The organism is Actinoplanes sp. NBRC 103695 (assembly GCF_030269485.1).
GTDB lineage: Bacteria > Actinomycetota > Actinomycetes > Mycobacteriales > Micromonosporaceae > Actinoplanes.
Window position 1 is genome coordinate 224,214 of record NZ_BSTL01000013.1, and the last position, 23,316, is coordinate 247,529.

At 71.2% G+C, this 23,316-nt stretch carries 22 protein-coding genes; 12 read left to right on the plus strand and 10 right to left on the minus strand.

Annotated elements, in window-relative coordinates; all coding sequences use genetic code 11:
- Positions 1–12: 12 nt before the first annotated feature.
- Positions 13–2,130 (plus strand): methyl-accepting chemotaxis protein, encoded by a 2,118-nt coding sequence (locus tag QSK31_RS24580; protein ID WP_285686651.1) that lies wholly within the window; start codon positions 13–15, stop codon positions 2,128–2,130.
- On the opposite strand, the gene QSK31_RS24585 is transcribed toward QSK31_RS24580, so the two are convergent.
- Together QSK31_RS24585 and QSK31_RS24590 are read right to left on the minus strand one after the other, a co-directional pair.
- Positions 2,091–2,441, minus strand: coding sequence for an ArsR/SmtB family transcription factor (locus QSK31_RS24585; RefSeq protein WP_285686652.1), 351 nt, complete (start codon positions 2,439–2,441; stop codon positions 2,091–2,093). The two genes, QSK31_RS24580 and QSK31_RS24585, sit on opposite strands and share 40 nt — an antisense overlap.
- Before the next feature lie 73 nt (positions 2,442–2,514).
- Positions 2,515–3,045 carry a dihydrofolate reductase family protein gene (locus QSK31_RS24590; RefSeq protein ID WP_285686653.1) on the minus strand — a complete coding sequence of 177 codons (531 nt, stop codon included), beginning with the start codon at positions 3,043–3,045 and terminating at the stop codon, positions 2,515–2,517.
- A 130-nt stretch (positions 3,046–3,175) separates the two neighbouring features.
- On the opposite strand from QSK31_RS24590, the gene QSK31_RS24595 reads away from it, so the two are divergent.
- Positions 3,176–4,423 carry an MFS transporter gene (locus tag QSK31_RS24595; RefSeq protein WP_285686654.1) on the plus strand — a complete coding sequence of 416 codons (1,248 nt, stop codon included), beginning with the start codon at positions 3,176–3,178 and terminating at the stop codon, positions 4,421–4,423.
- On the opposite strand, the gene QSK31_RS24600 is transcribed toward QSK31_RS24595, so the two are convergent.
- Positions 4,420–5,787 (minus strand): glycosyl hydrolase family 18 protein, encoded by a 1,368-nt coding sequence (locus QSK31_RS24600; protein ID WP_285686655.1) that lies wholly within the window; start codon positions 5,785–5,787, stop codon positions 4,420–4,422. The genes QSK31_RS24595 and QSK31_RS24600 overlap by 4 nt on opposite strands.
- A 131-nt stretch (positions 5,788–5,918) precedes the next feature.
- Between QSK31_RS24600 and gltX the strand changes: the two genes are divergently transcribed.
- On the plus strand, positions 5,919–7,325 hold the full coding sequence (gltX, locus tag QSK31_RS24605) for a glutamate--tRNA ligase (RefSeq protein ID WP_285686656.1): 1,407 nt from the start codon (positions 5,919–5,921) through the stop codon (positions 7,323–7,325).
- Between the two features lie 252 nt (positions 7,326–7,577).
- Positions 7,578–8,228 carry a hypothetical protein gene (locus tag QSK31_RS24610; RefSeq protein ID WP_285686657.1) on the plus strand — a complete coding sequence of 217 codons (651 nt, stop codon included), beginning with the start codon at positions 7,578–7,580 and terminating at the stop codon, positions 8,226–8,228.
- A 47-nt stretch (positions 8,229–8,275) separates the two neighbouring features.
- Here the strand turns inward: QSK31_RS24610 and QSK31_RS24615 are convergent, their stop codons facing one another.
- The 4 genes from QSK31_RS24615 to QSK31_RS24630 all read right to left on the minus strand — a co-directional run bounded on the left by QSK31_RS24615 (position 8,276) and on the right by QSK31_RS24630 (position 11,570).
- Positions 8,276–9,340: a hypothetical protein gene (locus QSK31_RS24615; protein WP_285686658.1), complete on the minus strand. Its 1,065-nt coding sequence runs from the start codon at positions 9,338–9,340 to the stop codon at positions 8,276–8,278.
- A gap of 568 nt (positions 9,341–9,908) precedes the next feature.
- Positions 9,909–10,391: a sigma factor-like helix-turn-helix DNA-binding protein gene (locus tag QSK31_RS24620; protein WP_285686659.1), complete on the minus strand. Its 483-nt coding sequence runs from the start codon at positions 10,389–10,391 to the stop codon at positions 9,909–9,911.
- A gap of 74 nt (positions 10,392–10,465) precedes the next feature.
- Positions 10,466–11,146 carry a TetR/AcrR family transcriptional regulator gene (locus QSK31_RS24625; protein ID WP_285686660.1) on the minus strand — a complete coding sequence of 227 codons (681 nt, stop codon included), beginning with the start codon at positions 11,144–11,146 and terminating at the stop codon, positions 10,466–10,468.
- 196 nt (positions 11,147–11,342) lie between these two features.
- The gene (locus tag QSK31_RS24630) at positions 11,343–11,570 is read right to left on the minus strand and encodes a hypothetical protein (protein WP_285686661.1); all 228 of its coding nucleotides are present in this window, start codon (positions 11,568–11,570) and stop codon (positions 11,343–11,345) included.
- 485 nt (positions 11,571–12,055) lie between these two features.
- Here QSK31_RS24630 and QSK31_RS24635 point away from each other — a divergent pair, with 485 nt between their 5' ends.
- From QSK31_RS24635 to QSK31_RS24660, 6 genes are all read left to right on the plus strand, one after another.
- Positions 12,056–13,309 carry a PucR family transcriptional regulator gene (locus QSK31_RS24635; RefSeq protein WP_502873003.1) on the plus strand — a complete coding sequence of 418 codons (1,254 nt, stop codon included), beginning with the start codon at positions 12,056–12,058 and terminating at the stop codon, positions 13,307–13,309.
- A 153-nt stretch (positions 13,310–13,462) separates the two neighbouring features.
- Positions 13,463–14,632, plus strand: coding sequence for an acyltransferase domain-containing protein (locus QSK31_RS24640; RefSeq protein WP_285686663.1), 1,170 nt, complete (start codon positions 13,463–13,465; stop codon positions 14,630–14,632).
- 106 nt (positions 14,633–14,738) lie between these two features.
- Positions 14,739–15,689, plus strand: coding sequence for a beta-ketoacyl-ACP synthase III (locus tag QSK31_RS24645; protein ID WP_285686664.1), 951 nt, complete (start codon positions 14,739–14,741; stop codon positions 15,687–15,689).
- A 53-nt stretch (positions 15,690–15,742) separates the two neighbouring features.
- Positions 15,743–15,985: an acyl carrier protein gene (locus QSK31_RS24650; protein WP_023359558.1), complete on the plus strand. Its 243-nt coding sequence runs from the start codon at positions 15,743–15,745 to the stop codon at positions 15,983–15,985.
- A gap of 1 nt (position 15,986) precedes the next feature.
- Complete coding sequence (gene fabF / locus QSK31_RS24655) at positions 15,987–17,213, plus strand: beta-ketoacyl-ACP synthase II (RefSeq protein ID WP_285686665.1); 1,227 nt, start codon at positions 15,987–15,989, stop codon at positions 17,211–17,213.
- 22 nt (positions 17,214–17,235) lie between these two features.
- Positions 17,236–18,648 (plus strand): acyl-CoA carboxylase subunit beta, encoded by a 1,413-nt coding sequence (locus QSK31_RS24660; protein ID WP_352244485.1) that lies wholly within the window; start codon positions 17,236–17,238, stop codon positions 18,646–18,648.
- Between the two features lie 10 nt (positions 18,649–18,658).
- Here the strand turns inward: QSK31_RS24660 and QSK31_RS24665 are convergent, their stop codons facing one another.
- Together QSK31_RS24665 and QSK31_RS24670 are read right to left on the minus strand one after the other, a co-directional pair.
- Positions 18,659–20,209, minus strand: coding sequence for a glycoside hydrolase family 3 N-terminal domain-containing protein (locus QSK31_RS24665; protein WP_285686667.1), 1,551 nt, complete (start codon positions 20,207–20,209; stop codon positions 18,659–18,661).
- A gap of 12 nt (positions 20,210–20,221) precedes the next feature.
- Entirely contained in the window at positions 20,222–20,713 is a 492-nt protein-coding gene (locus QSK31_RS24670) for a DUF3145 domain-containing protein (RefSeq protein WP_285686668.1), read from the minus strand.
- Positions 20,714–20,953: 240 nt separating this feature from the next.
- On the opposite strand from QSK31_RS24670, the gene QSK31_RS24675 reads away from it, so the two are divergent.
- Complete coding sequence (locus QSK31_RS24675; RefSeq protein ID WP_285686669.1) at positions 20,954–21,280, plus strand: hypothetical protein; 327 nt, start codon at positions 20,954–20,956, stop codon at positions 21,278–21,280.
- 210 nt (positions 21,281–21,490) lie between these two features.
- Here the strand turns inward: QSK31_RS24675 and QSK31_RS24680 are convergent, their stop codons facing one another.
- Entirely contained in the window at positions 21,491–22,099 is a 609-nt protein-coding gene (locus QSK31_RS24680; protein ID WP_285686670.1) for a carbonic anhydrase, read from the minus strand.
- A gap of 148 nt (positions 22,100–22,247) precedes the next feature.
- Here QSK31_RS24680 and QSK31_RS24685 point away from each other — a divergent pair, with 148 nt between their 5' ends.
- A complete protein-coding gene (locus QSK31_RS24685; RefSeq protein ID WP_285686738.1) occupies positions 22,248–23,198 on the plus strand; it encodes an alpha/beta fold hydrolase in 951 nt (316 codons plus the stop codon).
- The last annotated feature ends 118 nt before the right edge of the window (positions 23,199–23,316 follow it).

Sequence of the window (23,316 nt, forward strand, 5' to 3'; positions counted from 1 at the left end):
GATTAGGCGGTCATGGCGCAGATCCGGCATAAGCTCCTGGCACTCGGTCTCGGCGGGGTGCTCGGCACCGCCGGGGTACTGCTCGGGGTCGGGGCGTGGCAGAGCGGCTCCTTCGCGGACGACGCCGAGGCCAACGTCACCCAGCTCACCTCTGAGGACCTCACCCGGACCGCCCAGGACCAGGGGCGGCTGATCGCCACGGTCGGTGACGAGATCCAGAACCGGGTTCAGCGGAACACGGCCACCGTGACGAAGGTGCTCGCCGAGCGCGGTGGCGCCGGGTTCACCGATCAGAGCGTCGCGTGGACCGCCACCAACCAGTTCACCCAGGCCAAGACCGACGTGCGGCTGCCCCGGATGACCATCGGCGGTCAGTGGCTGGGCCAGAACACCAGCCTGCGCCGGGAGACGCCGTACGTGGACGACGTGACGTCGCTGGTGGGTGGGACGGTCACCGTCTTCCAGCGGATGAACGACGCCGGCGACCTGCTGCGTGTCGCGACGAATGTGAAGGCCAAGACCGGGTTGCGGGCGATCGGCACGTACATCCCGGCGGTCGGCGCGGACGGCTCCCCGAACGCGGTGGCGGCGGCGATCAAGGCGGGCAAGTCGTACCGCGGCGTGGCCCAGGTGGTCGACACCTGGTACATCACGGTGTACGACCCGCTCAAGGACGCGTCCGGGCGGGTGATCGGCGCCCTGTACTTCGGCGTGCCGCAGGCGGAGGCGCTGAAGAACCTGACCGCGGCGATCTCGGCCAGCGAGGTTCGCGAGAACGGCTGGGTCACGGTCTACAGCACGGCGAAGGCGGACGCCGGGCGGCTCATCGCCTCCAGCTTGGACGACACCACCGGACGGACGGGTCTGGACGCGGTGGACGCCGACGGCGTGCGCTACGTCGAGCAGATCGTCGGCCAGGCGCCCAAGCTCGCCGACGGTGCCACCTGGCAGGCCACGTTCAAGCTGCCCGGGGCGGGCGGCGCACCGGCCGGGGACACGACGACCACGGTCGCCTTCTACGCGCCGTACTCGTGGGCGATCACCGTGGGTGGCTACGACGGTGACACCACCGGCGCGGCGGACGCGGTCCGGGACGGCAGCCGCGACATGATCATCGTCTTCGTCGTCGCCGCGCTGCTGCTGGCCGTGGTGGGCGGCACGGTGGCCGCCCTGCAGGCGAGCCGGATCTCCGGCCGGTTGAACGCGCTGACCCGCGCGCTGGACCGGCTGGCCGGGCGGGACCTGACCGTCCGGCTGGGCCTGGGCGGCACGGACGAGATCGGGCGGGCCGGTGCGGCACTGGACAGCGCGGTGGCCGAACTGCGCGAGGTGATGGTCGAGGTGACCGGAGCATCCCAGGGTGTGTCCCGGTCGGCCGGCGAGATCAAATCCACCGGCACCGAGCTGACCGCGTCGGTGGAACGGGCGTCGGGGCGGGCGGGCTCGGTGTCCACCGCGGCCGACGGCGTGTCCCAGGCGGTGCAGACCGTCGCCTCGGGCGCCGAGGAGATGGGCGCCTCGATCGGCGAGATCTCCAACAACGCGCAGGAGGCGGCGAAGGTCGGCCGGGCCGGGGTGGACCTGACCACCTCCGCGACCGGCGTCATCGAGGAGCTGCGCACGTCGACCACCAAGATCGCGGACGTGGTGCGGCTGATCGCCAGCATCGCCGAGCAGACCAACCTGCTGGCCCTGAACGCCACCATCGAGGCGGCCCGGGCGGGCGACCTGGGCAAGGGGTTCGCGGTCGTCGCCGGGGAGGTCAAGGACCTCGCCCAGGAAACCGCCAAAGCCACCGAGGACGTCACCACGCGGGTCACCGCGATCGAGGGCGACACCGCGCGGGTGGTGACCGCGATCGACCGGATCACCGCGGCGATCGGGCAGGTCAACGAGTTCCAGACGGCCATCGCCGCCGCGGTCGAGGAGCAGGCGGCGACCACCGCGGAGATGAGCCGGAACATCAACGAGGTGGCCACCGGCAGCCTGGACATCGCCGGGAGTATCGGCGAGGTCAGCTCGGCGGTGGAGAGCACCCGCTCGGCCGCCACGGTGTCGCACCGGGCGGCCGAGGAGCTGAACGGCACCGCTCAGCGACTCTCCGGCCTGGTCAGCCGGTTTACCGTCTGAGCCTGGAGATGCGCGTCGAGCCGGTCGAGGTTCACGTCCCAGAACTCGCGGTAGTGGTCGACCCAGTCGGCGGCCGGGCGTAGCGACCCGGCCTCCAACCGGCACGGCCGCCACTGCGCCGCCCGCCCGCGGGAAATCAGGCCGGCCCGCTCCAGCACCTTGAGGTGCTTGGAGATGGCCGGCAGCGACAGGTCGAACGGCTCGGCCAGCTGACCGACGGTGGCCTCACCCTCGGCGAGGCGGGCCAGGATCGCCCGGCGGGTCGGGTCGGCGAGCGCCGCGAAGACCACGCTCAAAGGATCCGTTGCCACGCGGGCTCACCCCCGCTCAGGGCACAATGAGCACGCTCAGGACACATAGGCGCGCTCAGGGCAGATGGGACGCTCAGGGCACGTAGGTCAGGACGGCGACGCCGGTCTTGGTGGTCCAGGAGTTCGCCAGGGACAGGGCGACCTTGGTGCCCTCGTCCCACAGCCGGCGGCCGGAGCCGACCACCACCGGGAAGACCATGATCCGGTACTCGTCGACGAGGTTGTGCTTGGTCAGGTAGTTGAGCAGGTTGCCGCTGCCGTTGACGACGATGCTGTCGTGCTCGTCCTTGAGCCGGCGAACGGCCTCGGCGACGTCGCCCTGGATGAACGACGCGTTCCACTCCGGCTCGGTGAGCGTGGTGGTGGCGACCTGCTTGGGCATCGCGTTGAACTTGCGGCCGAACTCGCCGGTCTCGGCCTCCATCGCCGGCCAGGCCTCCTTGAAGCCCTCGTACGTCACCCGGCCGAGCAGCTGGATGTCGGCGGCCATGGTGTTCTGGAACTGCCAGTCCTGCAGCTCGTCGTTGAAGTAGGGCCCGCTCCAGGACGGCTCCTCGAAGACGCCGTCGAGAGTCACATACTCCACCGCGTAGATCTTGCCCATCCTGACTCACCCCTCGTGCTTTACCCTCTGGTTAATTAGCTGATTGGTAAAATACGCATCCGCCACGAGGGACGTCAAGCGACACTGGACGCGGAAGATCCGGACGTCTAATGTCCGAGAAACTTTCACGATGGCGTCAGGGGTGCAGATGGCGGTCGCGGCGCTCGCCGAGCCGGTCGTACCCGTGCGGCGGTCCTGGATCGGGCTCCTCTTCGCCGCGAACCTGGGCCTCTTCACCGCGAGCTTCACCCCGGTGCAGGTGCTGCTGCCGCTGCAGATCGCCGGCCTCGGCATCAGCGGCAAGGAGGCCGCGCTCGGGTGGGTGACCGGGGCGGCGGCCGTGTGCAGCATCATCGCCGCTCCGCTGTCCGGGATGCTCTCCGACCGCACCCGCCCGCGGCTGTTCGGCCGGGTCTTCGGCCGCCGGCACGTATGGACGCTCGGCGGCTGCCTCACCGCCGCGATCGGGCTGGCCTGGCTCGGTCAGGCGCCCACACTGCTCGCGGTCGGCGCCGGGTGGTGCGTGGCGCAGATCGGGCTGAACGCGATGCAGGCCTCGCTGAGCGCGGCGGTTCCCGACCGGGTGCCGGTTCCCCAGCGCGGCTTCGTCTCCGGCTGGGTCGGCATGCCACAGGCGCTCGGTCTGGTGCTGGGCGCCGTACTCGTCACCGCGATCTTCTCCGGCGTCTCCACCGGCTATGCCGTGCTGGCCGTCGTGCTGGTCCTGCTCGGTGTGCCGTTCGCTCTGGCCACACCGGACGATCCGATCGAGCGTGCGCAGGTCGTCCGGCCCACCTGGCGGATCGACGTGCGGGGGAACCCGGACTTCGCGTGGGCCTGGGGCACCCGGTTCCTGGTCCTGCTCGGCAACGCGCTGGGCACGCTCTACCTGCTGTACTTCCTCACCGACCGGGTCAAGGTGACGGATCCCGAGGGCGGGCTGCTGATCCTGATCCTGCTCTACACCGTCGGCATGGTCGTCACGGCGGTGTTCTTCGGCCGGCTGTCCGACCGGACCGGCCGGCGCAAGATCTTCGTGATCTGGTCCGGCGTGGTCATGGCGGCGGCCGCGCTCATCCTGGCGATCCGGCCGACCTGGCCCGCCGCGATCGTGGCGGCCCTGCTGCTGGGGCTCGGCTTCGGCATCTACCTCGCGGTCGACACCGCGCTGATCACCCAGGTCCTTCCCGCGGCCAGTGACCGCGCGAAGGACCTGGGCGTCATCAACATCGCGTCGTCCGCCCCGCAGGTGCTGGGGCCGGCGATCTCCGCTCCCCTGGTCACCCATCTGGGCGGGTACTCGACGCTGTTCGGAGTCACCGCGGCCGTGATGCTGCTGGGCAGCGTCCTGGTCACGCGAATCCGATCCGTCGACTAGGCCGGCAGCGTCCAGCGCTGGTTCGCGCCGGCGAAGCAGTCCCAGATCTGCAGGCGGGTGCCGTTCGCCGAGGAGTTGCCCGCGGCGTCCAGGCACTTGCCGCTGCCGGTGTTGACCAGCGTGCCGTTCGACTGCGCCGACCAGCTCTGCGCGCCCGAGCCGTTGCAGTCGTAGATCTGGACCAGGCTGCCGTTGGCGGTGCCGGCCGCGTTCACGTCCAGGCACTTGCCCAGGCCGCGGATGGTGCCGTCGGTGCCGACCGTCCAGGACTGCGCGCCCGAGCCGTTGCAGTCGTACAGCTGGACCGCGGTGCCGTTCGCGCTGTTCGCCGCGTTGATGTCCACGCACTTGCCGGCGATGCCGGTGATCGCACCGGTACGCCCGGGCGGCGGGGTCGTGCCACCGCCGGTCGCGGTCTCGTAGATCGCGCTGACCAGCGACGTCGAACCGGTGGTGTCCTGCGACAGCTCCCAGTTCATGATGCCGCCGGCGTTGGCCATGGCCCACGTGGTCTTGCGCCGGATCGTCGGCAGGCCGTTGTAGCACTCGCCGGCCGAGGTGCAGTCGCGGTTGGCGTTGGCCGGATCCCGCGCGACCAGGCTGCTGTACGCGATGTAGTCGACGCTGCCGCCCCGGCTGTAGAACGGGACGCCCAGCACGGTCTTGGCCTTGGGCAGGCCACGGTTCTTCCAGAAGTTCGCCGCGGCGATCGACCAGTCGTAGTTGGCGTGCGGGCTGCCGCCGTCGTACGCCATGATGTTGAGCCAGTCCACCACGCCGAACACGGCCGGCTGGACGAAGTTGGCGGTGCCACCCTCGCTGACCACGGCGGCGGTGAGCAGCTTGCCCTCGGCGTGCAGGGCGTTGCCGAGCTGGGTCATCAACGCGGTGAAGTTGGTGCTCTCCGCGCTGCTGTCCGGGTACTCCCAGTCGATGTCGACGCCGTCCAGGCCGTACGTCCGGACCGCGCTCATCACGGCGTTGACGAACGTGGTGCGGGTGCCCGAGGAGGCGGCCAGCGCCTCGAAGTTGTTGTCGTTGCCGTCGTTCCAGCCACCGATGGCCAGCGACACCTTGGTGTTGTTCTGGTGTCCCAGCGAGACGAGCTGCTGGAGCTTGCTGGTGTTCTCGATCGGCTGGAGCGAGCCGTTGGCGTTGGGCAGCGCGAACGCGTAGTTGATGTGGGTGAGCTTGGTGTACTGGATGGCGGTGACGCTGCCCGCCCAGGAGGGCATGTAGCCGACGCTCTTGAAGCCGTTCGGCAGTACGGCGGCCTGCGACGTGCCCTGGACGGCGATGGCGGCGGCGGTCCCTGCGACGAGCACCGCGGCGGACGCGGCCAGGGCTCGAAGTCTGCGCTTCATGGGGATGAGGCCCTTCACTCTTTGGGGGATGTAGGGGCCTGAATATTAAGAAGGTTTACTAATATTCGTCAATACATGACGTGATAGAAGCCCGGTGAAAAGATGCTCGACGAGCGCCGTAGGCTTGTCGGGTGACTGTGCGCGTACGCTTCGCCCCCTCTCCGACCGGCATGTTCCACGTCGGCGGCGCCCGCTCGGCGCTGCAGAACTGGATCTTCGCCAAGCAACACGACGGCGTGTTCGTGCTGCGTATCGAGGACACCGACACCAGCCGAAACCGTCCGGAATGGACCGAGGGCATCCTCGCCGCGATGGACTGGATCGGCATCGAGCGCGACACGTACGAGGGCCCGTACTACCAGTCGTCCTACGCCGACGAGCACACCGCCGCCGCCACCCGCCTCTACGCCGAGGGCCGCGCGTACTACTGCGACTGCACCCGCGAGGAGGTCGCCCTGCGCAGCACCGACAAGACCCCCGGCTACGACGGCTTCTGCCGCGACCGCGCGCTCCCGCCGGGCGAGAAGACGGCACTTCGCTTCCGTACGCCGGACGAGGGCGAGACCGTGGTGAACGACATGGTCCGCGGCAAGCCGACGTTCCGGAACGAGCTCCTCGAGGACTTCGTCATCGCCCGCAGCGACGGCAGCGCGGTGTTCCTGCTGGCCAATGTGGTCGACGACATCAGCATGCGCATCACCCACGTGATCCGCGGCGAGGAGCACCTGCCCAACACCCCCAAGCAGCAGCTGCTCTGGGAGGCGCTGGGCGCCGAGCCGCCGGTCTGGGGACACGTTCCCGTGATCGTGAACGAGAAGCGGCAGAAGCTGTCCAAGCGGCGGGACAAGGTGGCACTGGAGGCGTACCGCGACGAGGGCTATCTCGCCGCGACCATGCGCAACTACCTGATGCTGCTCGGCTGGGCGCCGTCCGGTGACCGCGAGATCGTGCCGTGGTCGGAGATCGAGGCGGAGTACCGGATCGACGAGGTCAACCACGCGCCCGCGTTCTTCGACGTCAAGAAGCTGCGGGCGTTCAACGGCGACTACATCCGCGCCCTCAGCGGGAGCGAGTTCGCCGCGGTGTGCGCGCCCTGGCTGAGCGGCACGGACACCATCGCCGCCCCGCCGTGGGATCCGGCCGCCTTCGACTCGGCCGTGTTCGCGGCGGTGGCGCCGCTGGCGCAGACCCGGATAGCGGTGCTCTCCGAGATCGTCGAGTACGTGGACTTCTTCTTCCTGGACGAGCCGGCGATCGACGAGGCTTCCTGGGCGAAGGCCATGAAAGAGGGTGCAGCGGACATTTTGGACGCGACGCTGGCCGCTTTCTCCGCACTGCCGTCGTGGACCGCCGAGCCGCTCAAGGAGGCGCTCGAGGCGGTCGGCGCCGAACGCGGGCTCAAGCTCGGCAAGACTCAGGCGCCGGTTCGCGTAGCGGTCACCGGACGCTCCGTGGGACTCCCGCTCTTCGAGTCACTCGAGGTGCTCGGCCGAGACCGTACGGTCACCCGGATCCGTGCCGCGCGAGAGCGTCTCTGAACCGTTATCCAAGGCGGGCAACGGGCACCCGGCCTGCGACGTCATAGGTGTATGACCGTCCACTGGCCGGGTGACCAGGACACCACCGGGTTGCCGGTTACGTATACGATTCGGCTGCCGATCATCGGCAGCCATCGGCCGGTCGGCGGATCCCAGATAGCTCCAAATCGTCCCTTCGTCAGATGCGGCGAGCCGAGTTTCCGGGAAGTCTGTCTACGACGGGGCACAGCACGGGGCGGCGGGGAGGCCGGGATGGTTCAAGGGACGATCACGCGAGTCGTGTCGGCGGCGTGCGCGCTCGCTGCCGCGTTCGCCTTGGTCGTCGGCCTGGCTCCAGCCACGGCTCAGGCGGCGCCGAAAGCGGCGAAACCTGACGCGGTGGCCATCACCGGGACCGGCATCCAGAAGATCACCGTGACCAGCGCCCAGCAGAGCGAGCTGTTCCAGCTCCTGCTCAGCGAGGTCAGCTGGATGTCGTCGGCGACGCCGCAGACCAACCCGCCCAAGGCGAAAAACCTCGGCCCCAAGTACGTCATCGTGGTCTCGGCCGGCGGCAAGGCCCAGCAGGCGTACGAGCTGTACCCGATGGCCGTCGGCGGCCCGCGCGCACACCGCGCCGCCAAGCAGCCCGCCGGCAAGACCACGGACGGCTGGTTCTACGGCCGGCTCACCATGTCGGAGTCCCTGCGTTACGCCGGGATCCCGCTGGAGAAGCGCAGCGACATCGGCGGCATCGGCGGCGGCTTCTCCGAGCAGTCGACGGCCGAGGAAGTCAACCCGGTCGACACGGTCAACGAGGCCTTCGGCCAATTCCGCCAGCTGTTCCTCCTCAACGGCGCGGTCCTCGTCGTGATCCTCTTCGGTCTGGCCGGCATCGCGTTCCTCATCCGCCGCCGCGTCTAGCTCGGCGACTCGGCCGCGTCCCGATCCAGCGGTTCGGCCGCCCGGCGCTAGCGGTTCGCCGGGACGGGCACCTTCAGCACGGGACAGGCGGCGTCCGGTCCCGTGCATTGCTCGTCAAGGTCAAAGGCTGCCATCACGCGTACGTCCACAGCGACGCGAGCGACCTGCGCCGCGGTCAACGGGGGACGCCCGTCGGCCCGCCTGCCCGTGCCACGCTCGCCGGTGGCCATGACCGCGACCACCCGGCCGTCCGACAGCCGCCGGGCCATCGCCTCCTGCACCTGCCAGTCCACGTCCCGGTCGTCGGAGTAGCGGACGTACTCGACGTCCCCGCCACCCATCGGCCGGGCACACGCCTCGCGGTCACTGAGCACCGGGAAGCACAGCCCGTCCGGCGCCAGGTAGGCCGCCACCTCGATCAGCCCCCGCGGCCGGCCCGACCTGGCGTCGGCCACGGCGTACTGCCGCCACCCCACACCCGCCGACGGCTCCCGCCGGACCGCGCGCAGACCGTTGTCCCGCAGAACGGGCTCGAGGGTCACCAGCACCGGGTCGACCACCGGAGCGGGCCCCGCGACCGGCGTGGCCACCTGCTTGCGCAGGTAGGGCGTCGGGATCACGGCGGTGGCCAGCGCATAGCCGAACGCGGCGACCACCACGGCCGAGACCAGCCCCGCCGTGACGACCCGGCGCACCCGGCGGCGGCGCAGCTTCTCGGCACGCCGGTAGACCGCGGCGACCCCCTCACCGACCGGCGGCTCGCCGATCAGGACCCCGGCGAGCAGCCCGCCCTTCGCCTCGCCTGCCTGCGCGGCCCACTCCCCCAGGTCATCGGTCGGCCCGTCGACCGGTCGGCGCGCCACCAGATCATCCATCCGTACGGGGTTCTGAGCCGGCGTGGCGACCCTCGGACCCGGCGTCCGGCCGTCGGCCAGCCTGAGCTGCGGGGACGCCTTCCCGGGCGCCCGGGCGATCGGCTCGGCCCTGAGCACGTCCCGCGGGGTTTCCACCGTCGTGTTCCGGGCCTCGCCCACGGGCACGTTCCGGGCTTCGACTTCGGCCTCGGCCCGGGCTTCGACTTCGGGCTCGGCCTCGGCGGTCGCCGCTTCCACGGGCCGCGCCCCACTCTCCTGATCACCTTCGGCCATCGCCGCGGGCGCAGCAGTCGTCCCGGCCGTCTCGGTCCCGGCCGTCTCAGTCCCGGCCGTCTCAGTCCCGGCCGTCTCAGTCCCGGCCGTCTCAGTCTTGCGCGCGAACTTGCCGTCCGAACCGCGTCGTGGCGACGTCCTTGGTTTCGCGGAGCGGCGCTTCCTGCCGTCCGCAAGGGACTCAGACTCCAGTTCCGCAGCCCGAAGGGATTCCGACTCCGGCTTTGGCTCTGGCCGGCTGGCGAACTCCGGCTCCGGAGGATAGGGACTCCGCGCTTGGCGGCGGCTCCGGGAGGTGCTCGGTGAGGCTTTCCGCTGCTCGGTGGCCGTCATGGCGGCTTCGACATCGCCGGCGGCCGCCGACTTCGCGCGGTCGGATTCCACGGTGAGAGCGTCGTCGGCGACGTCGGCGGTAGGCCCGGAGCGGTCGCCAGCCCCGGAGCGGTCACCAGTCCCGGAGCGGTCGCCGCCGGTCGGGTCGCCGGTCATGCGGGCACCGCCCCAGGCTGATCGATGCCGGTCAGGTCGGCGGTCATGCCGGCACCGCCTCCGGGCTGAGGAGGTCCTCGAGGGCGGCCAGGCCGGCTGCCTCGTAGGCCTCGACGCGGGCGTCGAGCAGGTCGAGGATGTCGGCGGTCTCGTCGACGGCGAAGCCGTCCCACTGCCGCAGGACGATCACCGCCCGGCACCGCGGGGACAGCTTGTGCAGGGCGTCCAGTACGAGAATCGCGCGGATCTGGTCGGTGTCCCCGCCCGCGGCGTCCGGGGTGGCGACGAAGACATGCTCGCGCCGCGGCGCCTTGCGCTGGAAGGCGGCCATCACGTCCGCGTAGACGTACGCGTCCGGCTCGTCCACCGCGCCGCGGGCGCTCTCGTTCACGTACCGGGCCAGCGCGGCCTGGGTGACCTCCTCGGCGTGCGCCCAGTCCCCGCACATCAGGAAGGCGGACCGCCGCAGATCCCGATACCGTCCGGCCACGAAGTCGTGCAGCCCCTCGTCCTCGTCGCCAGCCATCTTCCGCCTCCGGTTGACGTACCTTTTGCACCCATTTATAGGCTGCCGCATGCGAGACCGACGCAGAACCGCACTCACCGCCCCCGAACGGCGACCTCCACCAGCCGGACCAGGTCCTCCAGGTCGGCGTCGAACTCCGCCGCACCCGCCCCTTCACGACCAGCCGTCTCCCCAGCGGTGGGCGCGGGCGGCTCAGACCGGCGGGGCGCCCCCGAGGTGACGGCGGCGAGCGGGCCGGAGCAGTCAGCCGAGGTCGGGCCGGCGCGGGCGGAGAGGTCCAGCGGCGAGGAGCCGGGGAGTCCGCCGGTGATCTCGCCGGTCGCGTAGCCCAGAAGGAACGCGCAGATCATCCGCGCCAGACGCGGCTCGTCGGCGGCTCCGGCTCCGGCGTCGTGCAGCACGCCACGGAGGGCGGCGGCCAGCCAGGAGGCCGACGCGCCGGCCGCCGAGCGGTTGAGCAGCAACGGGAACGCGCCGGGATGGGTGTGAGCCAACGCCCGGACGGCACGGCCGAGGGCGCGGAGCCGCTGACGCCAGTCGAGGTGGCCGGGGTCGGCGCAGGCGGCGCCGAGTTCGAGGTGCAGGAGATCGACCAGGCCGTCGAGCAGGGCGTCCTTCCCCCCGACGTACGGGTACAGCGCCATCGACGTGAGTCCGACGCGTTCGGCGACCGCGCGCATCGACATGGCGGCCAGGCCGCGCTCGTCGACCAGAGCGAGTGCCTGGTCAAGGATCAGCCGCCTCTTGTCATCCACCCCACAACGCTTGTCGGCCGGAGGGGTGTCCGCATACCGGACGCGCCGCACCACACCGCGCGTCCACCCGACCGAGCGATCCAGCCACCAAGATCACCGCACCGAATGTGTCGGGCATGCCCGCGTGAGGCGAGGAATCGTGATCACCGTTGCGGCCGGGCGTTCCCAAGGGCGGGCGCGGTGGGGGTGGGCGCCGTCAGCACCAGCGGCCGGGTGGGCGGCCTCGACCGGCGGCCCGGCGGCGGGGACGGACCGCGCCGTGCAGGTGGGCACCGGCCCAGCCGCGCAGGCGGGTCCGGCAGCCGCCGCGGGCGGGAGTGTCCTCGTCGTCCTCGGGGGTGACTGCCGGGCTGGCGGGCTGAGTGTCGTCGGCGTCGGCAGGCTCGGGTTCGGCGAACAGCGGGCCGTCTTCGCGGTCGTTCATGTCGCCTCCTCTCCTTGCCGGTCGCCCGGTTTCATCGGCATACGCTGGGCGCACATGAAGCCTGTCGCCTGTGAATCAGGACGACACCGCGCCGAGCCACCGACGGCTGTCGACGGAACGACTCACTGCAATAACGGTCAAATGGTGCAAAAGTTCTACGTAGAACCAGTTCTTCCGGGTAACCGCCGACCATCCTTGCTCGCTCACTCCATGGTCACCAAATACAACTACTCTGCGTCACTAGGCCTCGGAAGCGGCTCGACGCATGAAGACGCATGCTGCCGTGATCGAGTACTCCCGCGCAACCCTCGAACGTCTGATTCGCCCGATACTCACCCAGCTCACCGCTATGCGCCGGGAAACGGTCGGACATCCGACGCCACCCCTCTCATCCCGGAATATGGCACGGGCAACATCACCCAAAGTGACCACGTGGTTATGAAGATCGCAGAGAGCGGATCTTCAAGCGAGGGTCTCCGCACCAGATGGCGCAAAAGACGGCATTCAGCCCTCGACCGGCTCGGCGGGGCCTGGGGCGCGGCGGGGGCACGTGTCACTCTGGGGGCGTGACGACCACACCGCCGCTCGCGGCCACCCTGCGCCGGATCGAGCGGCATGCGGGGAAGCTGGCCAGCGCCGCGGTGGCGAAGATGGACGAGACGCTGCCGTGGTTCCGGGCGTTGCCCGCCGACCAGCGGTCGTGGGTCATGCTCGTCGCGCAGGCCGGCGTGCGGTCGCTGGTGGAGTGGCTGCGGTCCGGCGGGACGATCGGCGGCGACTCGCAGGAGATCTCCGACGAGGTGTTCGCGGCGGCGCCCCGGGCGCTGGCCCGGTCGATCACCCTGACCCAGACCGTGGCGCTGATCAAGGTCACCATCGACGTGGCCGAGGCCGAGGTGAACAAGCTGGCCGCCGCGGGCGAGGAGGACGCGCTGAACTCGGCGATCCTCAAGTTCTCGCGGGAGATCGCGTTCTCGGCGGCGCGGGTCTACGCGCGGGCCGCCGAGTCCCGGGGCTCCTGGGACGCTCGGCTCCAGGCGATGCTGGTGGACGCCCTGCTGCGCGGCGACGCGCCGGACGCGGTGGCCAGCCGGGCCGCCGCGCTGGGCTGGACCGACAAGCCGCCGGTGTCGGTCGTGGTGGGCCTGTCGCCGGGCGGGGACATCACCGCGGTGATGCACGGCGTCTACCGGGCGGCGCGGCGGGCCCGGGTCGAGGTGATCTGCGGCGTGCACGGCGACCGGCTGGTCGTGGTGGTCGGCGGCGCCGACGACCCGAAGCTGACCGCGGGCCAGCTCGCGGCGTGCTTCGGGGACGGGCCGATCGTGGTCGGCCCGGCGGTGCCGTCGCTGGACCAGGCGTCCGAGTCGGCGCGGGCGGCGCTGGCCGGGTTCCGCGCGGCGCCGGCCTGGCCGGGGGCGCCGACCCCGGTGGCGGCCGACGACCTGCTGCCGGAGCGGGCGCTGGCGGGTGATCCGGATGCGCGGCGGATGCTGCGGCACGACGCGCACGGCGTGCTGGCCAAGGCGGGCGGCGGGTTGATGGAGACGCTGGACGCGTTCTTCGCCGCCGGCGGGGTGCTGGAGAGCACGGCCCGGGAGCTGTACGTCCATCCGAACACGGTCCGCTACCGGTTGAAGCGGGTCGCCGAGCTCACCGGGCTGTCGCCGCTGGACGGCCGGGAGGCGTTCGCATTGCGGATGGCGCTGAGCCTTGGAAGGCTTGACGATGCGACATGAATCACTGGCCACGTTGAGCAACCGTTAAGCTCGCAAATCACTCCTTTCCCGGCGAGTCACCCCTGCCTTTGTAGGAATCCTCCAACGCCCGTCGTAGGGTTTCGTGCGGTGCAGCAGCCGCGCAACGAACCGCGATCCGGGAGAGTCGACAACGTGCTCGCCGTACTCTCCCCTGGACAGGGCTCCCAGAAGCCCGGATTCCTCGCCCCCTGGCTCGACCTTGCCGGCGTTGAGGCTCGCCTCCGCTGGTGGTCGGCGCTGGCCGGGGTCGACCTGATCCACCTGGGCACGGCCGCTGACGCGGAGGAGATCAAGGACACCGCGCGTACGCAGCCGCTGCTCGTCGCGGCCGCGCTGCTCGCCGCCGAGCAGCTGCCGATGTACGACGTGGGCCTGGTCGCCGGGCACAGCGTCGGAGAGCTCGGTGCCGCCGCGCTCGCCGAGGTCCTCACGCCGGAGACCGCGATCACGCTGGCCGGCATCCGGGGCCGCGAGATGGCCGCCGCCTGCGCGCTGGAGCCGACCGGCATGAGCGCGGTGCTCGGCGGCGACGCCGACGCGGTGCTCGCCGCGATCGAGGAGGCCTCGCTCTATCCGGCCAATCGCAACTCCACCGGCCAGATCGTCGCCGCGGGCGCCGTGGACGCGCTGGCGAAGTTCGCCGCCGCTCCCCCGGACGGTGCCCGGGTCCGGGCGCTGCAGGTGGCGGGGGCGTTCCACACGCCGTACATGGCGCCGGCCGAGGCGGCCCTGGCCGCCGTGGCGTCGGGCGCCGGCACCGCCGACCCGGCCCGGATCCTGCTCTCCAACCTGGACGGCGCCGCGGTCGTGCACGGCCGCGAGATGCTTCAGCGCCTGATCCGCCAGGTCACCGCGCCGGTGCGCTGGGACCTGTGCATGCGGGCGCTGCGTGACCTGGGCGTCACCGCGATCATCGAGCTTCCCCCGGCCGGCACTCTGGCCGGCCTGGTCAAGCGGGAGCTCAAGGGCGACGGCGCCCCGGAGATCCTGACCCTGAACACCCCCGACGACCTGCCCGCCGCCCGGGACCTGATCGCCCGGCATGGGATGGCGCCCAGCCTGGAACCCACCCCGCAGTTCCGGGTCGTGGTGGCGGCCGGCGCCGGCCTGTTCCGCCCCGCCGAGGACCTGGTGGAGGGCCGGCCGGTGACCACCGGCCAGGTCATCGGACAGGTGGTCACCCGCCAGGGCGAGGTGGACGTCACCGCCCACGCGGCCGGCGTGCTGACCGAGTGGCTGGCGCACCACGACGACCCGGTCGCGCCAGGCCAGCCGCTGGCGCGCATCGGCGGGCCGCAGTGATGACCAGCACAGTCATGACCCGCACGGTGATGACCCACACGGTCGTGATCCGCACGGTCATGATCCGCACCGCGACGACCCGCACCGCGAACGAAGGAGCTGCCCGATGACCGCTGGTTCCCGCATCGTCGCGATGGGCCATTACCAACCCTCCCGCATCGTCACCAACGACGACCTGGCCCAGATCGTCGACACCAACGACGCGTGGATCCGCGACCGCGTCGGCATAGCCGAGCGCCGGCTCGCGGTCACCGAGACGGTCGCCGACATGGCCACCTTCGCGGCCGAGAAGGCGCTGGCCGGCTCCGGGCTGACCGCTGCCGACATCGACCTGGTCGTGGTGGCCACCTGCTCCTCGATCGACCGCTGCCCCAACGTCGCCACCCGGGTCGCTGCCCGGCTCGGGATCAACGCCCCGGCCGCCTACGACCTGAACACCGCGTGCTCCGGCTTCTCGTACGCACTGGGCAGCGCCGACCACGCGATCCGGGCCGGCGCCGCACGCAACGCGATCGTCATCGGTGCGGAGAAGCTCTCCGACGTCACCGACTGGACCGACCGCTCCACCGCGGTGCTGTTCGGCGACGCCGCTGGCGCGGCCGTGGTGACCTCGGTGCCGGACGGCGAAGAGCCGGGCGTCGGCCCGGTGCTCTGGGGCTCGGCGCCGGACAAGGGCGACGTGCTGCGGATCGAGGGCTGGCGGCCGTACATCCAGCAGGAGGGCCAGATCGTCTTCCGCTGGGCGACCACCGCACTCGCGCCGTTCGCGATCGAGACCTGCGAGCGGGCCGGCATCAAGCCCAGCGACCTGGCCGCGTTCGTGCCGCACCAGGCCAACACCCGGATCATCGACGGCATCGTGAAGCGGCTCGGGCTTGGCCCGCACGTCGTGGTCGCCAAGGATCTCGTCGAGTCGGGCAACACCTCCGCGGCCAGTGTGCCGCTGGCCCTGTCGAAGCTGGTCGAGCGCCGCGAGGTGCCGTCCGGCGCCCCGGTGCTGCTGTTCGGCTTCGGCGGCGGCCTCACCTACGCCGGACAGGTCATTCGCTGTCCGTGAGCGGATGACCTGTCCGTGAGCGATCCCCACAAATTGGAAGGAAACAACTGACGATGGCAACCCGCGCTGAGATCACCTCCGGCCTCGCCGAGATCCTCGAGGAGGTCGCCGGCGTGAACCCGGACGACGTCGCCGAGGAGAAGTCCTTCACCGACGACCTGGACGTCGACTCGCTCTCCATGGTTGAGGTCGTGGTGGCCGCCGAGGAGAAGTTCGGTGTCAAGATCCCGGACAACGAGGTGCAGAATCTGAAGACCGTCGGCGACGCCGTGTCGTTCATCGAGGCGAACCACTGACATGAGCAGGACAGACGTCGTCGTCACCGGGCTCGGCGCGACCACCCCGTTGGGCGGGGACGTCGCGTCCACCTGGGACGCCATGCTCGCCGGACGCTCCGGGGTGAGTGCCCTCACCCAGGAGTGGGCCGCGCAACTTCCGGTACGCATCGCCGCCCAGCTGGCCGTCGACCCGTCCGAAGTGATCGAACGGGTCAAGATGCGCCGGCTGGACCGGTCCGAGGCGATCGCGCTGATCGCCGCGCACCAGGCCTGGGCCGACGCCGGTCTGGCCGACTCCGGGCTGGACCCGGAGCGGCTGGCCGTCAGCTTCGGCAGCGGCATCGGCGGTGCGAAGACCCTGCTCGACCAGGACGACATCCTGGAGGCCTCCGGGCCGCGCCGGGTCAGCCCGCACACCGTGCCGATGCTGATGCCGAACGGGCCGGCCGCGTGGGTCGGCATCGAGCTGCGCGCCAAGGCCGGCGTGCACTCGATGGCCAGCGCCTGCGCCACCGGCGCCGAGGCCATGTCGCTCGGCCTGGACATCATCCGCTCCGGCCGGGCCGACGTGGTGGTGTGCGGCGGCACCGAGGCCGTCGTGCATCCGCTGCCGATCTCCGGTTTCGCCGCGATGCGCGCCATGTCGACGCGCAACGACGACCCGGAGCGTGCGTCCCGTCCGTGGGACAAGGGCCGGGACGGCTTCGTGCTCGGCGAGGGCGCCGGTTCGCTGATCCTGGAGCGGGCCGACCACGCCGCCGCGCGCGGCGCCCGGGTCTACGCCACGCTCGCCGGGGCGGGGATCACCTCCGACGGGTACGACATCGTGCAGCCGCACCCCGAGGGTGAGGGCGGCATCCGGGCGATGACCAAGGCCATCCAGGACGCCGGGCTGACCAAGGCCGACATCGTGCACATCAACGCCCACGCCACCTCGACGCCGGCCGGCGACATGACCGAGGTGCACGGGATCCGCACGGCCATCGGCGACCACCCGGTGCTCACCTCGACCAAGAGCATGTCCGGTCACCTGCTCGGCGCGGCGGGCGCGCTCGAGTCGATCGCCACCATCCTGGCCATCCGGGACAGCGTCGTACCGCCGACGATCAACCTGGACGACCCGGACGACCTGCTGACCCTCGACGTGGCCGCGCACAAGGCCCGCCCGATGGACATCCCGGCGGCGATCAACAACTCGTTCGGCTTCGGGGGCCACAACGTGGCGCTGGTCTTCACCCGGGCCTGACCCCTTGGAGTACGCCGTGACCATGACCTCCTCGGACATCGGTTCGCCCGGCGTCGACGAGCGCGACCCGGAGCTGCGGCTCCGGGGGCTCTTCGACCAGGGCACCCTGCGACTGCTCGTCCCGCGGGACGACACCGGTGTGCTGTACGCCCGAGGCATGGTCGACGGCACACCGGCGATCGCGTTCGCGTCGGACGGCACCCGGATGGGCGGCGCCCTGGGCGTCGAGGGGTGCCGGCACGTCGTGAACGCGATCGACACGGCGGTCCGGGAACGCGTACCCGTCATCGGTCTGTGGCACTCGGGCGGCGCGCGCCTCGCCGAGGGTGTGGTCGCGCTGGACGGCGTGGGCCAGATCTTCGCCGCGATGGTGCGGGCGTCCGGCCGGGTGCCGCAGATCTCGGTCGTGCTCGGCCCGGCGGCCGGTGGCGCGGCGTACGGTCCGGCGCTGACCGACATCGTGATCATGAGCAAGGGCGGCCGGATCTTCGTGACCGGCCCCGAGGTGGTGCGCAGCGTCACCGGCGAGCAGGTGGACATGGAGCGGCTGGGCGGCCCCGAGCCGCACGGCCGCCGGTCCGGGGTCGTGCACATCACCACCAAGGACGACGAGACCGCGATGCGCGAGGCGCGCCGGCTGACCGCACTGCTCGGCAGCCAGGGCCGGCTCGTCCCGGCCGACGTGATCGACGAGGACGGGCACGAGCTCGACGCGACGATCCCGCCCGAGGCCAACCGGGCGTACGACGTGAAGCCGGTGGTCAAGGCGCTGCTCGACGAGCCCGGCGTGGAGCTGCACGCCAAGTGGGCGCCGAACGTGGTGACCACGCTGGGCCGGTTCGCCGGGCGGACGGTCGGCGTCATCGCCAACAACCCGCTGCGGCTGGGCGGCTGCCTGGACGCCACCAGCGCGGAGAAGGCGGCCCGGTTCGTGCGGATGTGCGACGCGCTCGGCGTGCCGTTGATCGTGCTGGTGGACGTGCCCGGCTACCTGCCCGGCCTCGGCCAGGAATGGGACGGGGTGGTGCGCCGCGGCGCCAAGCTGCTGCACGCCTTCGCCGAGGCGGTGGTCCCGCGGGTCACCCTCGTCACCCGGAAGGCGTACGGCGGGGCGTACATCGCGATGAACTCCCGCGCGCTCGGCGCGACCGCCGTCTTCGCCTGGCCGACCGCGGAGATCGCGGTGATGGGCGCGAGCGCCGCGGTGAACATCCTGCACCGCCGGAAGCTGGCGGCGGCCTTGCCGGAGCAGCGTGAGGCGCTGCGCGAGGAGCTGATCGCCGAGCAGGTGCGGGAGGCCGGTGGGGTCGGCCGGGCGCTGGAGATCGGCGTGGTGGACGACGTGATCAAGCCGGAGGACACCCGGCGCCGTCTCGCGGAAGCCCTCGCCCAGGCGCCGGCCGCCCGCGGCGCGCACGGCAACATCCCGCTCTAGCAGGCACCTTTCAGCAGGCGCTGCGCGGCAGGCCCTTGACCTCGATCGGGGATCGGCCGGGCGCCTTCGCCTTGCCGGTAAGGACGTCGGCCAGGGCGCTCATCGAGAGCGGGCTGGACGAGTAGGTGGCGATCAGCGTCGGTGAGTCGCTCTCGGCGAGCAGGGCGGGCTGGTCCATCATCACGGTGATGTCCGCCTTGACCAGGTCACTGGGCTTGTCGCCGTAGCCCACCAGGTGCACGGTCGTGCCCTTCCCGCTCCTACCCAGCGCTTTCGTGAGGTTGGCCTTGGCGACGTCGCGGCCCTTGGCGGCCGTCACGGTCACCGGGCCGGTCACGAGAGCGCCGTCGCACTTGCCGCGCAGGATGGTGATAGAGGCTGCGGCGGCTGCCCGGACGTCGGCAGCCGCGTCCGGTTTCGGAGCCTTTGCTCCGGTCGTACCCTGAAGAGCTTTAATGCGGTCTGCGGCCTCGACCAGCCGGGCGCGGGGCAGGCGGCCGTCCTTGAGGGCCGCCAGGAGACCGTCGCGCGCCGCGGTCAGGTCCGGCGGCATGAGCAGCAGGTCGTTGCCGGCCAGGACGGCCTGCACGGCGGCCTCCCCCGGCGGGAGCTTCATCGCGGGCGCCATGTTCATCGCGTCGGTGACCGTCACGCCCTGGAAGCCGAGCTCGTCCCGCAGCACGGTCGTCATGACCTTCGACGAGAAGGTGGCCGGCCGGCCCGGATCGAACGCCTTCACGTCCAGGTGGCCGGACATCACCAGCCCGGCGCCGGCCTCGATCCCGGCGGCGAACGGCGGGCGGTCCTGCCGTTCCCACTGCTCCCGGGTCTGTGCCACCACCGGCAGCTCGTCATGGCTGTCGCCGGTGGTGTGACCGTGACCCGGGAAGTGCTTCAGGGCCGGCGCGACCCCGGCGGCACGCAGGCCCCGGACGGCGGCGGCGACCTGAGCGGCGTTCTTGGCCGGATCGTCGCCGAACGCGCGGGAGCCCAGCACCGCGCTGCCACCCGGCCCGAGCGTGTCGGCCACCGGGGCGAAGTTGACGTTGATGCCCATGGCGGCCAGCTCGTCGCCGGCCGCCTTCCAGGCGCGCTCGGTGAGGTCGGGACGGGCGGCCGCGCCGAAGGCCATCGCGGACGGCAGCAGGGTGACGCCGTCCCGGACCCGGGTGACCACGCCGTACTCCTGGTCGGTGCCGATCAGCAGCGGGGTGTCACTGGCCTTGCGCAGGCCGTCGGTGAGGGCGCGGACCTGCTCCGGGTTCTCCACGTTGGTGGTCGGGTTCGTCTTGCCGGTGGGGTCCTCGGCGGCGAAACCGACCAGGATCAGCCCGCCGAGGTGGAACTTGCGGACCATCTCGGCCGGGGTGTCCACGCCGGCCAGCTTCTGGTTGGCCTTGGCACTCGCCTCGTCCACCCGGGTGGCGTCGCTGCCGTAGGCGTACGGCATGAGCACCTGCCCGACGAGTACCTCGTCCTTGTTGTTCGGCTTTTCTGTGGGCACCGAGGAGCAGGCTGTCAACAGCGCGAGCGCGACCAGACCGACGAGATGACGACGCATTGACGCATTGGATCAGCCCACCCGGGTCAGCAACGTCACCGGGGCACCGTCGCCCGCGTACCGGTACGGCTCGAGCTCGGCGTCCCACGCCGTACCCAACGCCTTCTCCAGCGCGTGCGAGAGTGCCTCCGGCGCGCGGGCCGACGCCATCAGCGAGCGCAGCCGGTCCTCGCCGATCTGGATGTCGCCGGACGCGCCCATGGTGCCGCGGAAGAGCCCACGACCGGGCACGTGCATGAAGCGCTCACCGTCGACGCCCTCACTGGGCTCCTCGGTGACCTCGAAACGGATCATGGGCCACTGCCTGAGGGCAGCAGCCAGCTCCGCGCCAGTACCCGGCCTGCCTGTCCAGGCACACTGCGCCCGGCGCATGGCGGGATCAACCGGCTGCGCCGTCCAAGGCAGGGTGACCGGCGCGGTGAGGACGCGCGCGATCGCCCACTCGACGTGCTGGCACACGGCGAGTGGGGTCGAGTGGACGTATACGACGCCACACGTTTGCACGGTGACCTCCCGGAGACCGAGGTGCGTCTTCCCCTACGACCTCGACCGCGGTTGATCGTGTCCCATGATGCCGGTTGCCACGGATGGTGCGCCAGAGAAACCGCAATATCGACTATGGGACCGGCCACAGGGGCACATCGGGTCTAACGCCCGGACCTGCTCCGACGGCACGGCATCTCGGCCCTCGTGTAGGATTGCACCGGACTTTTTCTGCTCGAGCTTTCCCTTAGGAGTACCGCCGTGGCGAGCAACACCTCAAAGACCGCCCGCGCATCAGTCCGCGCTGGTCAGGGTTCTGGCGGAGCGCTCAGCGTTCTTGGCGAGTACAAGTACCTGATCCCGCTGGCCGAGGGTCGTTTCGCCTATGTGCGCAACCTGACCAACGGCCGCACGAACCACCTCAAGACCGACTCCGACGCCTTCGTCGAGGAGATCCGCGGCCTCGCCGCCGCCGGTCACGGTGCGAAGGTTCGCACCGAGCTCGACGCGCTCAAGGCCGCCAACCCCGAGCACGGCTGGGGCGACACCGAGAAGCGCCTGATCGACGCCGGCGTCTTCGAGAGCTGATCGCGGCCCGCTCCAGCACGACGCCCATCCTCCCCTTGCGGGACGGATGGGCGTTTTTGCATTTCCTGAAGATCAACCCATTTTTGGGGTACGGGCGGCAGCCGCCTGTGGACAGCCGCCCGTGATCGTCGTGGCGTCGCGCTACATTTCGACCCACCCAGTGCCGGGGTGGGGGTGGCGGCGGAGGTCGCGCGCGAAGCCAAGATCAACTCACGCCAGCAGGTCGACCCAGCCCGTGTCCAGGTCGTAGACGGCGCCCGCCACGGCCACCCGGCCGGCGGCGATCGCCTCGGGGACGCCGGTGATCTCCCGCATCCGGGTGACCGTGCGGGCCACGTGGGCACGCATCGCCTTGTCCGGAGCGTCCGGCGAGTCAGCGCCGACCGACAGGACCGCGGGCGTGATCTCGTCGACCAGGTAACCGACGTCGCCGTCCGGGCGCTCGCCGGCGCGCACGGCCTCGACCGTGGCGGTGACCGCGCCGCAACGCACGTGACCCAGCACGATGATCAGCGGGACGCCGAGGGCGCCGACCGCGAACCCGACCGAACCGGCCACCGCCCGGTCCACGACGTGGCCGCCGGAGCGCACCACGCATATCGAGCCGAAGGTCTGGTCGAAGATCGCCTCCAGCGGCACGCGGGAGTCGATGCAGCCGAGCACCACGGCGTTCGGCTGCTGACCACCGGAGGAGGAGGCCGCGGCGGAGACGTCGTGCCCATGCTCGGGGCGGCCGCTGACGAAGCGTCGATTACCGGCGACCAGGGCGGCCAGCGCGTCTGCCGGACTGGTCGTTCTCGGGGGCGAGGGTGCCGTCATACAGGCATTCTCGCCGAGCGGAACCGTCTGAACACCCCGTGCGACGCACGTCACGTCGGACCGTGAATGACCTTTGCAATTTGCACGGGCAGGCGTGATGCTTATTACCCGTGGGTACAAGCGGGGCGTGAGACTCGCGGAGGTGCCCATGCCCGAGCGCTCGGAAGTGACCCTTCCGGACGGCGTACGGCTGTTCGTCGAGACGTCCGGTCCGGCCGAGGCGCCGGTCACCGTCATCTTGCTGCACGGCTGGTGTCTCGACCGCCGCATCTGGCACCACCAGGTTCAGGCGCTCGGTGACGTCCGGGTCGTCGCGTACGACGCGCGTGGGCACGGCCGCTCCTCCGCCACGCTTCTCGAGTCGGCCACGCTGCCCCAGCTCGGCGCCGACCTGGCCGAGGTGATCCGGGTGGCGGCGCCGGAGGGCCCGATCGTGCTGGTCGGCCACTCCCTGGGCGGCATGACGATCATGGAGTACGCCGCCGAGCACCCCGAGGACTTCACCGACCGGGTCGCCGGGCTGGCACTGATCTCCACCACCGCCGAGGGACACACGCACACCCGCTACGGGCTGCCCGGCCAGCTGTCCACGCTGCTGCGCTACGGCGAGACGATCGGGGCGGGCGTGCTGGCCCGCTGCGGCGCGTGGCGCCCGCACCAGGCGATGCTCCCGGTGCTGCGGCCCAGCGTGCGGTGGCTGCTCTTCGGCGAGGAGTGTGACGACGCCGCGCTGACCGTGACCATGCGGGCGGTGGGACGCGCCACGCTGCGGTCGATCGGGGGCTTCCGGCCGACCATCGGGGCCCAGCAGAGGCTGGAGACGCTGGCCGCCTGGAACGGCGTACCCTCCGCTGTCCTGGTGGGTGACCGTGACCGGCTCACTCCCCCGGCGTGTGCGGAGTCGATCGCGGCTCACCTGCCGGGGGCCGAGCTGAGTGTGCTGCCGGACGCCGGGCACATGCTGATGCTGGAGCGGCCCGAGGCGGTCACTGCCACGCTCCGGGATGTGATCTGCCGCGCTACGGGCACCATGCCGATCGAGCGCGGGCGCGCCGGTCGCAGGTCACCCGCGCCGACGGATCTCGACGCTGCGGCCTAGCCGTCGTGGCCTGTGGATAAGGGCCGGAATCGTCGGTGGCGCGCGGTACATTTCGACCCCACCCAGTGCCGGGGTGGGGGGCGGGCGGCGGGGCGGGCCGCGCGAAACGCGGAGCGCC